Source organism: Aeromonas sp. 61P, assembly GCF_051919545.1.
In the GTDB taxonomy this organism is placed as follows: Bacteria; Pseudomonadota; Gammaproteobacteria; order Enterobacterales; family Aeromonadaceae; genus Aeromonas; species Aeromonas veronii.
Window position 1 is genome coordinate 4,152,720 of record NZ_JBQBEL010000001.1, and the last position, 15,313, is coordinate 4,168,032.

At 57.4% G+C, this 15,313-nt stretch carries 12 protein-coding genes and 1 pseudogene; 5 read left to right on the top strand and 8 right to left on the bottom strand.

The features are described 5' to 3' along the window. Positions 1-276 precede the first annotated feature (276 nt). Positions 277-1,704, top strand: coding sequence for a 30S ribosomal protein S12 methylthiotransferase RimO (rimO, locus tag ACTG2O_RS19325; RefSeq protein WP_323913939.1), 1,428 nt, complete (start codon positions 277-279; stop codon positions 1,702-1,704). Positions 1,705-1,784: 80 nt separating this feature from the next. Here rimO and ACTG2O_RS19330 read toward each other — a convergent pair whose 3' ends face one another. After that, positions 1,785-2,366: a DUF1349 domain-containing protein gene (locus ACTG2O_RS19330; protein ID WP_323913938.1), complete on the bottom strand. Its 582-nt coding sequence runs from the start codon at positions 2,364-2,366 to the stop codon at positions 1,785-1,787. Between the two features lie 224 nt (positions 2,367-2,590). Further along, complete coding sequence (locus ACTG2O_RS19335) at positions 2,591-2,968, bottom strand: hypothetical protein (protein ID WP_216955065.1); 378 nt, start codon at positions 2,966-2,968, stop codon at positions 2,591-2,593. An 837-nt stretch (positions 2,969-3,805) separates the two neighbouring features. Between ACTG2O_RS19335 and ACTG2O_RS19340 the strand changes: the two genes are divergently transcribed. Continuing rightward, a complete protein-coding gene (locus tag ACTG2O_RS19340; RefSeq protein WP_439976494.1) occupies positions 3,806-4,477 on the top strand; it encodes a hypothetical protein in 672 nt (223 codons plus the stop codon). Beyond that, positions 4,474-4,845 (top strand): hypothetical protein, encoded by a 372-nt coding sequence (locus tag ACTG2O_RS19345; RefSeq protein ID WP_439976495.1) that lies wholly within the window; start codon positions 4,474-4,476, stop codon positions 4,843-4,845. The genes ACTG2O_RS19340 and ACTG2O_RS19345 overlap by 4 nt, the downstream gene beginning before the upstream one ends. A gap of 301 nt (positions 4,846-5,146) precedes the next feature. On the opposite strand, the gene thrC is transcribed toward ACTG2O_RS19345, so the two are convergent. From thrC to ACTG2O_RS19365, 4 genes are all read right to left on the bottom strand, one after another. After that, a complete protein-coding gene (thrC, locus tag ACTG2O_RS19350) occupies positions 5,147-6,421 on the bottom strand; it encodes a threonine synthase (protein ID WP_439976496.1) in 1,275 nt (424 codons plus the stop codon). After that, entirely contained in the window at positions 6,418-7,413 is a 996-nt protein-coding gene (gene thrB, locus ACTG2O_RS19355) for a homoserine kinase (RefSeq protein WP_439976497.1), read from the bottom strand. Before thrB ends, thrC begins: the two co-directional genes overlap by 4 nt. Positions 7,414-7,415: 2 nt before the next feature. Beyond that, entirely contained in the window at positions 7,416-9,908 is a 2,493-nt protein-coding gene (gene thrA / locus ACTG2O_RS19360) for a bifunctional aspartate kinase/homoserine dehydrogenase I (RefSeq protein WP_439976498.1), read from the bottom strand. A gap of 250 nt (positions 9,909-10,158) precedes the next feature. After that, complete coding sequence (locus ACTG2O_RS19365) at positions 10,159-10,851, bottom strand: tRNA/rRNA methyltransferase (RefSeq protein WP_439976499.1); 693 nt, start codon at positions 10,849-10,851, stop codon at positions 10,159-10,161. Positions 10,852-11,057: 206 nt separating this feature from the next. Between ACTG2O_RS19365 and aceK the strand changes: the two genes are divergently transcribed. Beyond that, the gene (aceK, locus tag ACTG2O_RS19370) at positions 11,058-12,785 is read left to right on the top strand and encodes a bifunctional isocitrate dehydrogenase kinase/phosphatase (protein ID WP_101531469.1); all 1,728 of its coding nucleotides are present in this window, start codon (positions 11,058-11,060) and stop codon (positions 12,783-12,785) included. Positions 12,786-12,864: 79 nt separating this feature from the next. On the opposite strand, the gene tesB is transcribed toward aceK, so the two are convergent. Beyond that, positions 12,865-13,731 carry an acyl-CoA thioesterase II gene (tesB, locus tag ACTG2O_RS19375; RefSeq protein WP_019445657.1) on the bottom strand — a complete coding sequence of 289 codons (867 nt, stop codon included), beginning with the start codon at positions 13,729-13,731 and terminating at the stop codon, positions 12,865-12,867. 190 nt (positions 13,732-13,921) lie between these two features. Between tesB and ACTG2O_RS19380 the strand changes: the two genes are divergently transcribed. After that, the gene (locus ACTG2O_RS19380) at positions 13,922-14,650 is read left to right on the top strand and encodes a transporter substrate-binding domain-containing protein (protein WP_019445656.1); all 729 of its coding nucleotides are present in this window, start codon (positions 13,922-13,924) and stop codon (positions 14,648-14,650) included. Positions 14,651-14,805: 155 nt separating this feature from the next. On the opposite strand, the pseudogene ACTG2O_RS19385 reads toward ACTG2O_RS19380, so the two are convergent. Beyond that, positions 14,806-15,282: pseudogene (locus ACTG2O_RS19385) on the bottom strand (23S rRNA pseudouridine(2605) synthase RluB); the annotation flags it as partial. Positions 15,283-15,313 lie beyond the last annotated feature (31 nt).

Genomic DNA, 15,313 nt, shown 5'->3' on the forward strand with positions numbered 1-15,313 from the left:
TTGCAAGCAAATCGGCACTGCCTAACTGTTTAGTGTAGATCTCCCCCTCATGCTGTAGGCTGTAGACACTGGCATGAGGAATTCGAGTCAGAACTCGTGACCGAGGACACTGTTGTTGATGATCGCATCGTCATCACCTCTCAAGAAAAGACACAAAATATCGCGCATTGAAATCTAATATCACAGGTTAAAAAATGCACACATCACTTCTTCCTCTTTCCCGCTCATCAGGTATAATCCGCAATCTTTTTTTGCATTAGTGACCAGCGATCCTCTATGACCGTCAACCGTTTTGACCCTAGCTCAGACAGCCTGACACCTGCAACTACGCGGGTTCAGCCATCGGACGACCAACCTGTCCAACAAGCGACTTCCAGCATTATTAGGTCTCACCATCCAAGGATTGGTTTTGTGAGCTTGGGTTGCCCCAAAAACCTGGTCGATTCAGAACGCATCCTGACCCAGCTGCGTACCGAAGGGTACGATGTGGTGCCCAGCTATGACGATGCCGAGCTGGTCGTCGTCAACACCTGCGGCTTTATCGACAGCGCGGTGCAAGAGTCGCTGGAAGCGATCGGCGAAGCGCTGGCCGAGAACGGCAAGGTGATCGTCACCGGCTGCCTTGGCGCCAAAGAGAATCAGATCCGCGAGATCCACCCCAAGGTGCTCGAGATCACCGGCCCCCACGCCTATGAAGAGGTGCTGGGTCACGTCCACAAATATGTGGAGAAGCCGCAGCACAACCCCTTCACCAGTCTGGTTCCGGCCCACGGCGTCAAGCTGACCCCGCGCCACTACGCCTATCTGAAGATTTCCGAGGGCTGCAACCACCGCTGCACCTTCTGCATCATCCCCTCCATGCGTGGTGATCTGGTGAGCCGCCCCATCGGCGACGTGCTGGCAGAAGCCAAGCGCCTGAAAGAGGCGGGCGTGAAGGAGCTGCTGGTGATCTCCCAGGACACCTCCGCCTACGGCGTCGATGTGAAGCACCGCACCGGTTTCTACGACGGCATGCCGGTCAAGACCAGCATGGTCGCCCTGTGCGAAGAGCTGGCCAAGCTCGACATCTGGGTGCGCTTGCACTACGTCTACCCCTACCCGCACGTAGATGACGTCATCCCGTTGATGCGCGATGGCAAGGTACTGCCCTACCTCGATATTCCGTTGCAGCACGCCAGCCCGCGCATCCTCAAACTGATGAAGCGCCCCGGTACGGTTGAGCGCACCCTGGAGCGGATCCAGAAGTGGCGCGAGCTCTGCCCGCAGATCACCCTGCGCTCCACCTTTATCGTCGGCTTCCCGGGCGAGACCGAGGAAGATTTCCAGATGCTGCTGGACTTTATCGACAAGGCGGAGCTGGATCGCGTCGGCTGCTTCAAATACAGCCCGGTCGAAGGGGCGCTGGCCAACGAGCTGCCGGATCCGGTACCGGAAGAGATTCAGGAAGAGCGCTTCCAGCGCTTTATGGAGCTGCAACAGCAGGTCTCCATCCGCAAGCTGGCCCGCAAAGTGGGTCAGGAGATGACCGTTATCATCGACGAAGTGGACGAAGAGGGTGCCACTGGCCGCTCCTTCGCCGATGCGCCGGAGATCGACGGTCTGGTCTACCTCAACGGCGAAACCGGCCTCAAGCCGGGGGACATGGTCAAGGTGCGGATCGACGAATCCGACGAATATGACCTGTGGGCCAGCCTGATCAGCTAATTGAGGCCTTACCAGCCAAATGAAAAAAGCGCCTGCGGGCGCTTTTTTATTGGTTCAATGTCGCAGGCAAAACCGCTGGCCTAGCTCAAATCATGGAGCGCCTTGCCAAGAGGCGGCGTGAGGCGCAAGTCAGAGAAGCACACCGCCAACCCCTGCCGCTCCGGCGTGCAGCACATCACCCCGATAAAGCAGCGCTCGCTTGGCGGGAACGGAGCGAGGCGCAGCAGCGGCCACACCTTGCCATCGGTGGAGTATTGCAAACGCAGGCAATCGGCCAGCCGGGTCAGCCGCAACCAGAAGCGGCGCGGATTGCCGGTGAAGATGCCGGTGGCCCAGTCAGAACGCGGATTGGTCAGCACGCTGCCGATCATCGGCTGGGCATCGTTGTACTCGATCCCCGCTTTCAGCCAGTGCGCCTCGTCTTGCAGCAGCATCAGCCCCGCCTGATCGTAGAGGGTGGTGAACTCCCCCTCGACGCAGACCTGAAAGGTAAACTCCCCCGCCACCTCGCAGCCATAGAGATGCCCGCTGTGGCGCTCGAAGCCATACCAGGTGCTGCGCCAAAAATCGGTCTGCTGGTCTGTCACCACCTGCAAACCGCCCTCTGTCTGATGCCACTCGGCAGGTTCATTGAGCCAGCGCCATTCCATCTCTTCCATCATACTGCTTTGCTCCCTTATCGCGCGTAATCCCGCACGGATGCGGCTCGCCAACCCCACGTTTGGTAACGGCAGGTCATGGCTGCGCCTCTGCGGAACCTATAAAAGGAGTCAATAGTGTCGCTATTGCTGCCCCGATACAAGGCTTGTGCGTTGCGCCATCAGTGCACCCCAAAAGCGCGGGGGGCCTGATGGCCCCCCGCAAACACACCGGATGAGAAAATGCCTTACTTGGCGGCGCTATCCTTCACGCACTTCTGGACAAAGCTGTTCTTGGCCGCGCCAGCCAGCTTCTTGTCGGCCGCCGCCTTCTCGCACTTGGCCGCCGGATCCACCGCCGCGCCCGTCTTCACGCACTTCTGGATAAAGCTGTTCTTGGCCGCACCGGCCAGCTTCTTGTCGGCGGCCGCCTTCTCGCACTCGCCGGTCGCGGCGCCAGCGGCATCTTTCACACACTTGCCGACAAAGCTGGTCTTGGCGGCGCCATTAAGCTTTTTGGCTGCGGCCTGCGCCTCGCACTGCAACTGGGCTGTGTCGCTGGCAAAGACCGGATTGGCCAGCAGCACGCTGCCGCAGAGCAGGCCGAACAGGATGGTACGCTTCATGGGTGATCTCCTCTCTATCTGGTGATGTGTTTGCATGGTCATATTTGCATGACGATGTGTTGCAAATGGCTGTGATTGCAACAGCTGATTGTTGCCGCAGATCCCCCGCCTCGCCAGCTTGGGAGACGGAGTACAACAACCATCGCCCGCACTATAGCGCCGATTGGCAGAGCGGGATTGCCCCCGTAAAGCCTTCTCCGACAGCAAGCCGGCACCCAACTTTCGCGCCACACCCACCAACCCCAATAAAATCAAGGGCCATGGGAATCCGGTGCCCACTCAGTTCGATTTGTTGAGCCAGCGCAAAAAATCAGTCATTACTGACACTTACGTCACTTTTTGACTGGTGAGCACAGATTCGATTGGCTTAACATAGCCATCCGGTGCCTATTGCTGCAATGGGTTGCTGCCCCGCTGGTTAATGGAGCATTTTGGAAGCTGTAATCCACGGGCGGTAGCGTAGGCTCTAAACATTGATTGATGCAATTCGTCGGTCGGAGCTGACCCTAACGAAACCCAACAAATGGGAAATATGATTTCCAAAACAAGTTGAATTTGGCCATGTAAAATCAACAACCAATTAAAACTTAGCTAAATAGACGTGATGCCCCGTTACTTGCTGAACTATTTTCGGAAAGAAAACCATCATTTGAGGACAAAATCTACCGTTATGATAATTTTATTATCTTAGAAATGAGTGATAAGAATAGCCACAGCCTATGGGACGGCGTTGAACGAAAAACAACCAAGCGCACTAAATCAATCTAGATAGGACATAATAACATAAATATCCTATAGCTCAGAAAATAACTCTTTGGTAAAATTTAAGGATGAAATATGGAACAACAAACATCTATCATACTTCCTAACCACACTAAAACTATAATTCAAGATACGACAGCTTACTGGGCCGCATTTTACTGTTCTATCTTGAAAACAGTTCGCTATCAGAAAAATCTTGACTATGTATGGGGTAATAATAAAAGTCTTAAAGACTACAAAGGTGAGCTCAGAATAAGTGGTTTTTTTCACCGAATGAGGGGTAAAGTGCAAAACCATTCATTTGAATATGTAATGGTTGATTTCCTTAAAACAACAGCAGGCATAAAAATATTCAAAGAGTTATGCTGTAAAATTTTAAGTGATTATGAAATTAAAAATTTCAACATTGAACTTATGAATGTTTTTAAGGTTGGGAATGACACGGAAATTTTTAATGCCAAAGAAGAATATAATAAAGAAATTGTAAAAATGCTTTTACCTAAGGGAATAATAGCTTTACCTAAGAGTGTAATCCCAGGATACAACTTAATTGGAACCCTTAAATACTCTGATCTATTAATTTTGATTTCAAATGGTGAGGAGACTATAGGCTTTGTTGGAGAAGTCGAAGGTGTTCATGGTGAGGGGTTATTCCAAACATCATACTTTACCAAAAACCCAACAAAAGATAAATATTGTACATTTTGTATCGGAGTGTCAGACAAAAAAAACATGGTAGCACAATGATAAAGGACCTAATAACTCTCAACAAGGATGAGTCAATTGGAAGGTGGACTCTTCATTTTTCAAAATCCAACTCTTATATTGCTGATTATATTACCGCAATTGAAAACATTCAAAACTTGATTGATGGGCATTTTGGATACATGGAAAACATTCCAGACCCAGGACATAAAAAAATTATAGATTTGATTAAGAACTATTGGAGCAAGGATATTATTGAACTAATATCGTCACTAGAATCTCTTGTTGAGTATGCGGTCTCTACTAATACATTTCATTATCAAGAGCATAATGCTGGAGTTCATTTCTACAGACCATCCCCATTATCATTACCAGGTCAACTACCGCTATACTCTATAAATGATGAATAAAATCTCCTCTTGAGTTAACTAAATCCAGACGTTTTTTTCACAAAAGCAACATGAACATTGTCTATTTAAAAACCTCTAAAAGTAACTCTTATATTAAGCAGGTACAAATAAAAGCTACTAAGTCTGGGGCATTTTATTTCCATCAACAAGCACGTAGGTTCGATTAGCGAAGCGTAATCGTACGCTCGCGATACAAATATTTCGTGATATTGCCAGTTGCCTTTAGCTACCGACTTTCACCCACAAAAATCCCCCATTACCGGGGGATTTTTATTTCTATCGATTATCTCAGCTCGGTGGCTTAACCCACCAAAAACGCCCTTAACCGGGCAAACTCCGCAGGCAAATTAACAGAGAGCAGCGGCAGGTCGGCGTGTTTGGCCAGCGGGCCGGGCAGCGGTACATCGAGATTCAGGATCTCGTCCACCGACTCCTTGAACTTGGCGGGATGGGCGGTGCAGAGGAAGACCCCTACTTCATCCTCGGCCAGCTGTTCCCCCAGCAGATCCCAGGCAATGGCGCCGTGGGGTTCGCACAGGTAATCCAGCTGGTGCAGCCGTTTGAGAGCAGCGCGGGTCTGGACGTCGTCACGCATACCTGATCCCAGGGTCTCCAACGCCCAGCCCTTGCGGCGGCAGAGCTCTTCTACCCGTGGCCAGTTGTTGGGGCGGCTGACATCCATGGCGTTCGACAGGGTGGCCACTGTCTGGTGCGGTTCCCACTGACCGGTTTTCAGATAGCGCGGCACGGTATCGTTGGCGTTGGTGGCGGCGATAAAGCGCTTCACCGGCAGCCCCAGCGCCTTGGCGATAAGGCCCGCAGTGAGGTTGCCAAAGTTGCCGGACGGCACGCTGATCACCGCCTTGGCGCGATCGGCCTTGGGCAACTGGGCCACCGCCTCGAAGTAGTAGCAAACCTGCGCCAACAGACGGCTGATATTGATGGAGTTGGCGGAGTTGAGGCCAATGGCCTTTTTCAGCGCTTCGTCGTCAAAGGCCTGTTTTACCAGCGCCTGACAGGCATCGAAGTCGCCATCGATGGCGATGGTGCGGATATTGCCGCCGAGGGTGCAGAAGAGCTTCTCCTGCAAGGGGCTGATCTTGCCCTTGGGATAGAGGATCACCACCTCAATCCCCTCCAGCCCGTAGAAGGCGTGGGCCACGGCGGCGCCGGTGTCGCCGGAGGTGGCGGTAAGGATGGTGATCTTGTCGTTGGTTCTAAAGGCCGCAAGGCACTGGGCCATAAAGCGGCCACCGAAGTCCTTGAACGCCAGAGTCGGGCCGTGGAACAGCTCAAGGGCATAGGTGCCATCTTTGAGTTTCACCAGCGGCGCCGGGAAGGTGAAGGCGGCCTTGATAAGCTCGCTCACCTTGGCGGCGGGCACTTCGTCCCCCAGCAGGTGGCTCAGGATGCGGGCAGAGCGTTCGGCCAGCGGCAGATCCAGCAGGGCATCCACATCGGCGAGCGGTTCGAGTTGTTCGGGGAAGAAGAGCCCCTGTTCGCGACCCAAGCCCTGACGCACCGCCTGCGCGAAGCTCACCTGTTCGCTGTTGTCCTTGATGTTGTAGAGATTCATAGCTCGCTTCCTGTTACCCGTGCCCCGGCCATGTCCAGTTTGCAGACCCGGGCAAATCCATCTTCGTTCTGCACGAAATGTGCTTCCATCCAATCCTTCATCCGCTCGGCCTGCGCCAGCTCCTTCATCACCACAAACACGGTGGGGCCGGAGCCGGAGATGCCGGTAGCGAGCGCCCCGTTCTGGGCCGCCTGCGCCCGCACCTCGGCAAAGCCTTCGATCAGCGCCGCGCGGTAGGGCTCGGCAATCACGTCTTTCAAGACGCTTGCCGCCAGCGGCTCCTGCCCGGTGTAGCTGGCGTGGACAAAGGCAGCCAGGCGGCGGCCATAGGTGAGGCAATCCTGCCGGCGATATTGGGCCGGCAGAATGGCGCGGGCCGCGGCGGTGGAGACCACAGTGCCCGGGTAGCAGACCACCCAGTACCACTCGTCAAACACCGGAATGCCCTGGCTGATAACGCCCGCCTCCTCCACCACCAGCTGCATGCCACCGAGATAACAGGGGGCCACATTGTCGTAGTGGACGGAGCCGGAGATCTTGCCTTCCATCTCCCCCATCAGCAGCAGCATGTCGTGCTCATCAAGCGGCTCGCCGTGGAAGGCGTTGAGCCCTTCAAGAGCCGCCACCACGCTGCAAGCGCTGGAACCCAGACCCGAGCCCACCGGCAGGTTCTTCTCCAGCACCATTTCGAGCGGCTTGAGTTTAAGGCCGCGCTTCTCCAGCGCCTCGCCATAGGCGACCCAGCAGTCGAACAGGATATTCTTTTTCGGATCGTCCGGCAGCTTATGGGCGTAGCGGCCCACGGATGAGAGGGCGAACGGCACGTCAGCCGCTTTTACCTGCACCCGATCGCCGAGCAGAGAGCCATCAACGGGGGCGAGCGCCGCCCCCAGTACATCGAATCCCACGCTCAGGTTGGCGCTGGAGGCAGGCGCGTAGGCGACCACGCTGCCGCCTTCAGTCATATAAGAGGGGTACATGTCTGAACTCATGCTTACAACTCCTGCTTCCAGTTCTGGGTGCGCAGCACGTCGGCAAAGACGCCCGCCGCAGTCACTTCGGTACCGGCGCCATAGCCGCGCAGCACCAGCGGGATCGGCTGGTAGTAGGTGGAGAAGAAGGCGAGCGCGTTCTCCCCGTCTTTGACCTTGAACAGCGGCTCGTCACCACCGACCGCCTTGATGGCCACCTTGCACTTGCCACCCTCGATGGAACCCACATAGCGCAACACCTTGCCTTCACGCTGGGCCGCGGCGAACTGGTCGCGGAACCAGCCGTCGGCCTCCGGCAGGCGGGCCATAAAGGCTTCCACGTCGCCACTGACGTCAAAGCCGGGCGGCAGCGCCTGCTCTACCTCGACATCGGAGAGCTCCAGCGCCATGCCAGCCTCACGAGCCAGAATGAGCAGCTTGCGCGCCACATCCATGCCGTTGAGATCGTCGCGAGGATCCGGCTCGGTAAAGCCGTTGCTGCGGGCAATCTTGGTGGCTTCAGAGAAGGCCATCCCTTCATCCAGCTTGCCGAAGATAAAGGAGAGGGAGCCGGACAGAATGCCGTCGAAGGCACGCAGCTTGTCACCGGCCTTGATGAGGTTCTGCAGGTTCTCGATAACCGGCAGACCAGCCCCCACGTTGGTTTCATAGAGGAACTTGCGGCGAGTCTGGCGGGCGGTGCGGCGCAGCGCCTTGTAGTAATCGAGCGAACCGGTGTTGGCCTTCTTGTTCGGGGTGACCACATGGAAACCGGCGGCGAGGAAGTCGGCATACTGGACGGCTACTGCCTCGGAGGAGGTGCAGTCGACGATCACCGGGTTGATGATGTGGCTATCTTCCACCAGCTTTTTCACCCCTTCCAGCGAGAAGCTGTCGCGGGCTTCCGCCAGCTGTTCACGCCAGTTGGCGAGGTTCAGGCCATCCTTGTTGACCGCCATCTGGCGGCTGTTGGCGATGCCGACCACCCGCAGGCCAGTGCCCTGCTCGGCCAGTACCGGTTGCTGGCGGGCAATCTGATCCACCAGCGCGGCACCGACGCCACCGACACCGACCACAAAGAGATCGATAAACTGCTGGCTGCCAAAGAAGTTCTGGTGGCACGCCTTGATGGCTTCCGCCACCTTGCGATCCCGCACCACCGCCGAAATGGAGCGCTCACTGGAGCCCTGCGCGATGGCGACGATATTGATGGAGGCTTGCGCCAGCGAGGTGAAGAAGCGGGCCGCCATCCCCTTGCTGGTACGCATGCCGTCACCGATCAGGGAGATGATCGCCAGATCGCTGATGATATCCAGCGGCTCCAGCAGCTGGTTTTTGAATTCGAGCTCGAACTCGCGCTCCAGCACCTTGCGGGTCTTCTCGCTGTCGTAGCTGTGGATACAGAAGCTGACGCTGTACTCGGAAGATGACTGGGTGATCAGCACGATACTGACCCCGGCGCGGGAGACGGCGGAGAAGATGCGACCGGCCATGCCGACCATCCCCTTCATGCCGGGGCCGGAGACGTTGAACATGCACATGCCGGACAAGTCGGAGATGGCCTTCACTTTCAGGTCATCGTCGCCGCTCTCGGGGCCGATCAGGGTGCCCGGCCCCTGCGGGTTGAAGCTATTCTTGATGAGGCAGGGAATATGGAACTGGGCCACCGGCGCGATGGTTTTCGGGTGCAGCACCTTGGCGCCGAAGTAGGAGAGCTCCATCGCCTCCTTGTAGGAGAGGGTTTTCAGCAGGTAGGCATCCGGCACCAGACGGGGGTCGCAGCTGTAGCAGCCCTCGACATCAGTCCAGACCTCGCAGCACTCGGCATCGACACAGGCAGCCAGTACGGCGGCGGAGTAGTCGGAGCCGTTGCGGCCCAGCAGCACGGTTTCACCCTTGTCGCTGCCACCGGTAAAGCCCGGCATCAGGTAAAGACATGACTCTTTTCCAGAGGGGCCCTGCCCCTCTACAACCGAGCGCAGCCCCTTGGCGGCAAAGCGCAGGCGGGAGGCTTCGATATCGACGTGGGCTTCCAGATAACCGCCGTCGGTGACCAGTAGCTCTTCCGGTACGATCAGCTCCAGATCCAGACCGCGCACCCGCAGCAGTTCGTGCATAAAGGCGATGGAGAGGTTCTCGCCACGGCTCAGAATGCGCGCCTGCACGTTGTCCGGGCAGAGGCCCAGCAGACGGATGCCCTGCATCAGCCGCTCCACCTGATCCAGCTCGGCGGTGAGGCGGGCCAGCAACGCCTTGTCATCGAGCGCCGGATAGGCCGCCTTCAACCCGGCCAGCAGGCGGGAGAAGATGCCGTTGACTTCAAACAGGGTGGAACTGGCATCCATACCGCGGCTGGTCTGTTCCACCAGCGCCACCAGATGATTGGTCACCTTGGCGGGTGCAGAGAGCACCAGGGCTACCTGAGATTGGCCGTGGGTGTTGACCGCGATATCGGCCACCCGTAAAAAACGCTCTGCATCGGCCAGTGAAGACCCGCCAAATTTCAACACTCTCATCGCTTTCTCTCCCTGTAAATCTATGAAATTCAATCTAAAAACCAATCCAACAAAAAGGCCCGTACTGGGTGGGTACGGGCCTTTTCTGATTTCTGTGCTTGTTCGTCAGCGCATCAACCGGCCCCAGTGCCACCTGTGGTGGTACCGGTAATAATGGTGGTGGTGATGACGTTGGTGAATAACTGCATGACGAACACTCGTTGACGAAGCTGGCTTTTAGCAATACCGCGGCGGGCGCTGGGCTGTCAACTTAAACCTCTTTACCAAGCTTGCGGGCAAGGTCTTTGCAGAGCAGGTGGAGCATGTTCAAATCCCGCTGCGGCAGCATGGGTACCCGGTCCATCACCCATTGATGCAGTTTTTCATCCTGCGAAACTCCGAGTTCACCCAGCAATTCTGCTGTTTTGCTTTTAAGCACGCGAACCTGTCCGCTGTTATCAATATTTTCTGCTGCGACACTTGCCTCATCGAGCAGCGGGCTCAGCTCGTAGGCGTAGAGCATGATCGCCTGCCCCAGATTGAGGGACGGGTAGCTCACCTTGAGCGGCAGATAGCTGATGAGGTCGACCTCGGCCAGCTGCTCGTTGGAGAGGCCCGACTCCTCGCAGCCAAAGACGATGGCCACCTTGTCGAGGGAAGGTTTGGCGCGGATCTGGTCGCGAATTTCAGCCGGGGTGAGATAGTGTTGGTAGCGACCACGCTGGCGGGCGGTGGTGGCGATCACCAGATCCATATCGGCCAGCGCCTCGGGCAGGGTATCGAACGCCTCGGCCTGAGTCAGGATCTCCTGCGCGCCGTGAGCTACCCAGCTCGCCTCCTCCTCTTCGTGTACCCGGCTCGCCACCAGTCGCATGGCATCGAATCCCATGGTTTTCATGGCGCGGGCAGCCGCCCCCACGTTCGCAGGACGGGCAGGTGCCACCAGGACAAAATAGAGCTTCATCGGGTTTCCTCACAGGCCGGACGGCCTCTCAAACAGACAGCAAACAGTCGCTAAACCATCACCAAAACAGGGGCGCAATCTACCGTTTATCCCCGAAAATTGCCACTTGAACAGACGTTTGAATGTTGCGATAGTGGCCAGACGTGTGAACAAATTACACCCAATCCTTCGCGCTATCGGCCCGACAGATCACAAGGAAGAGAGAAATGCAGCAGCCATTGGAACAGGCCGTCGCCGAGACCATCTTGCAACGGTTCGAGTCGTTTTACAGCCGGTTTCTCGAGATAACCCAGGGCAGCAAGAGCCGCTTCGAGAACAGTGACTGGCTGGGGGTGCAGCTCGCCGGGCGCGAGCGAATTCGCCTCTATGACCACCATGTGGGGGCCACCGCCAGCTCCATCCGCCAGATGATGGGGGAGCACCACGCCACCCAGGAGCTGCTCAAGCGGGTCAAGAGCGCCTTCAGCGATCTGCTGCCCCGTTGTGACAACTTCGAGGTGGCGGAGTCCTTCTTCAACTCCGTTTATCGCCGGATCTTTCGCCATCGCAATATCCGCGACGAGAACCTCTATATCCACCCCTTTGTCAGCCGTGGCGAAAAACCCGATCTGAGCGCCCTGCTGCGCATCTATCGCACCGATCTCGCCCACTTGCCGCAGACCTTGAGCCAGCTTTTGGGGGATTACAGCTTCACCCTCCCCTACGAGGACAAGCAGCGGGATATTGTCGACATCCACCGCCATCTTGCCGAGAACGGCCCGCAAATCCTCCATGATGAGCCCTTTGCCATCGAGCTATTGAAAGAGGTGTTCTACCGCAACAAGGGGGCCTATCTGGTGGGGCTGATCCGGGTAAAAGATCAGGTCTTCCCCTTTATCCTGCCCCTGCTCAGCACCGGCCACAGCATCTATGTGGACACGGTGATCTTCGAGCCGGATCTCGCCTCCATCGTGTTTGGCTTCGCCCGCGCCTACTTTATGGTCTATGCCCGCGAACCGGCGCTGTTTGTCGCCTTCCTGCGCCAGATCATGCCCCACAAGCCCGATTACGAGATCTACAACGCCATCGGCTGCCAGAAGCACGGCAAGACCGAGCTCTATCGCCACTACCGCCATCATCTGGCCCAGAGTCGGGATCAGTTCATCATCGCCCCCGGCATCAAGGGGATGGTGATGAGCGTGTTCACCCTCCCCTCCTACGATGTGGTGTTCAAGGTGATAAAAGACGAGTTCACTCCCCCGAAGGATGTGAGCCACGAGCAGGTGAAGGCAAAATACCGGCTGGTTAAACAGCACGATCGGGTGGGTCGGATGGCCGATACCCAGGAGTTCACCAACTTCGAGTTTCCCCTCGATCGCATCTCGCCCGAGCTCCTTGCCGAGCTCAAGACGGTGGCACCTTCTGCGCTCACCATCAGCGACGACAAGCTGGTGATCAAGCACCTCTATACCGAGCGCAAGATGATCCCCCTCAACCTCTATCTGGACAAGGCGGACGAGCAGCAGACCCGCCTTGCGCTGGAGGAGTACGGCAACGCCATCAAGCAGCTGGCGGCGGCCAACATCTTCCCGGGGGACATGCTGTTCAAGAACTTTGGCGTCACCCGTCACGGCCGGGTGGTCTTCTACGACTACGACGAGATCTGCTACATGACGGAGTGCAACTTCCGCCAGATCCCGCCGCCGCGCTACCCCGAGGATGAGTGGAGCGCCGAGCCCTGGTATTCGGTAGCCCCCAACGACATCTTCCCGGAGGAGTTCGCCACCTTCCTGCTGCAAAAGCCGCAGGTGCGCGAGATCATGTTGCAGTTGCACAAGGAGATGTTCGACGCCAACTACTGGAAGATGCTGCAGAGCAACATCAAGGTGGGGGTGTTCGAGGATGTCTATCCCTACCGGCGCAAGAAGCGCTTCAAGTACCAGCGCGGCGGCTGATCCCGCAGCGCCCGCCCACATCGCAGCAACGAAAACGGGGTGGCCCAAGCCACCCCGTTTTGCTATCCGCTTTGAGGCCTTAACTGCCGCGACGGCGGATCACCCCCTCCTGCATGGTGCTCGCCACCAGCATGCCATCACGGGTAAAGAACTGGCCGCGCACCAGACCGCGACCGCTGCTGGCGCTCGGGCTGTCTACCACGTAGAGCAGCCAGTCGTCGAAGCGGAAATCCCGGTGGAACCACATGGAGTGATCGATGGTGGCCACCTGCATATCCGGCTCCCAGTACGACACCCCGTGGGGCTGCAGCGAGGTGAGCAGGAAGTTGAAGTCGGAGGCGTAGGCCAGCAGGTATTTGTGCACCCGCAGATCGTCCGGCATCTGACCGTTGGCCTTGAACCAGACGTGACGCACCGGGTCCTGCACCGTCGGCCGAATAGGGTCGACCAGGGTCACCGGGCGCATCTCGATGGGCTGCTCGCAGAGGATCTTGTCGCGCAGGGAGGCCGGGATCAGGTTCTCGTAAGGGCGCACCAGCTCCAGCTCGCTCTTGAGCTCCTCCGGCGGGGTGATGCCGGTCGGCATCTGCGCCTGATGCTCGAAACCATCGGCCGGCACCTGAAATGAGGCGTTGAGATAGAAGATGGGCTTGCCGCCCTGAATCGCCTTGACCCGGCGGGTGGAGACGGTCTGGCCGTCACGGATATTCTCCACGTCATAGACGATGGGACGGGTCACATCCCCCGGACGCAGGAAGTAGGAGTGAAAACTGTGAACCTGACGGCCGGTCTCGACCGTCTGCTTGGCGGCTGACAAGGCCTGCCCCATTACCTGTCCGCCAAACACGGCCCGCAGACCGAGATCCTGGCTCTGGCCCCGAAACAGGCCCTCCTCGATTTTTTCCAGCGCCAGCAACGCCAGCAGCTCATCAAGTACCTTGCTCATCGTTCACTCCTCTGTCAGAGCCGCACAGGCTAACAAGCTCACCGGAGCAGAGCAACCGCCACAGCCCCTTCCGCCCGCCAAAGGGAACTTCAAGGGCCATACACCGCGACCAGTAGCATTTATCGAGTCTGTTTTTTCCCTGCCGAAACCGCTACGCTGTCAGCAATCGATAGAGGTGAGGTCACCCGCCATGCACATCCGTTATCCGGTAACGCCCTCTGCCACTTATCGACTCCGCTCGTCCCTTCGCCTTCGTGCCACCCTGTTTGCTCTTTCGCTGCTCCCGGCCGCCACTGTGCAGAGCGCGGTAATTATCACCGGCGAATTGCCCCCCTACTCTTCAGCGACGCTGGCCAATGGCGGCGAGCTGGCAAGCAAGGTGCTCACCACTCTCAAAGCGGCAGGCCACCCGGATCTGAGGGTCTCCTACCAGCCCTGGCCGAGAGGACTTAAAAACATCGAGCTGGGCAACGCCATCGCCGCCTTCCCCTTTACCTGGACCAACGAGCGCAGCAACACCCTGCTGTTCAGTACCCCCATAGCCTTCGATATCCAGTCCTGGTACACCACGCCCGACAAGAAGGGACTGGAATCCCCGCCCTGGCAGCAGAAAACCGCCTGCGTGCCCAAGGGGTGGTTCTCCGATGCTATCGAGCGGGTGACCATCGAGCAGAAGCTGGTCGTCAGAACCACCAACCGCCTCAACCAGTGTGTCGAACTGCTGAAAAAGGGCAAAGTCGATCTGGTGCCCATCAACGACACCTCGAAAAAGAACCTCTCGGAGGAGGACAACGCTGCCCTCTACCGCCTCTCGTTGTTTCGCCAGAACGTCACCTTCTATCTGGTCACCGCCCGCAATGAAGAGGGAGAGATGTTTATCCGCGACTTCAACAAAGAGTGGATGACACCGGCCAACTGAGGAGTGTGAGAGCAATCATTGCCATATGACCGGAGCCAGCCGGCAGCTGGAGGTCACCCGCTAGAGATGAAAAAGGCCCGCACCAGTTGGTGCGGGCCTTTGCTTGGCCGACTGTGCGCTATTTGACGGCGCGCAGTTCGCAACGGGTTGTCGGCTTACTTGCTGCCGGTGCCGGAGTTGCGGGTAGAGGCTTGCGGCTTGCGACGGGCGGTGGTGGCGCGAGCGCGCGGCTCTTTGCCCTGCATCTCTTTGTGACGCTGCACGGCGCGACGGATCTGGGCGGCCTGCTTGTGACGGCTGGTTTTGCCATCCTGCTGCAGGTCGACTTTGGATTCGGTCTCCGGCGGCAGGTTGACCAGACCGCGCAGGTAGTTCACTTCCGGCAGTTTCAGCTCTTGCCAGCCGCCGCGCGGGATGCCGCGGTCCAGCTTGACGTCGCCGTAGCGGATACGCATCAGGCGGCTCACCTGCACTTCCTGGGATTCCCACAGGCGGCGCACTTCACGGTTGCGACCTTCGGTCAGGGTGACGTTGAACCACTGGTTCAGACCCTCACCGCCAGCCGGTTTGATCTTGTTGAACTTGGCGGTGCCATCTTCCAGCTGCACTCCCTTGCGCAGACGCTGCAGCATAGTACAATTAGGATACAATTAGGACACCCAC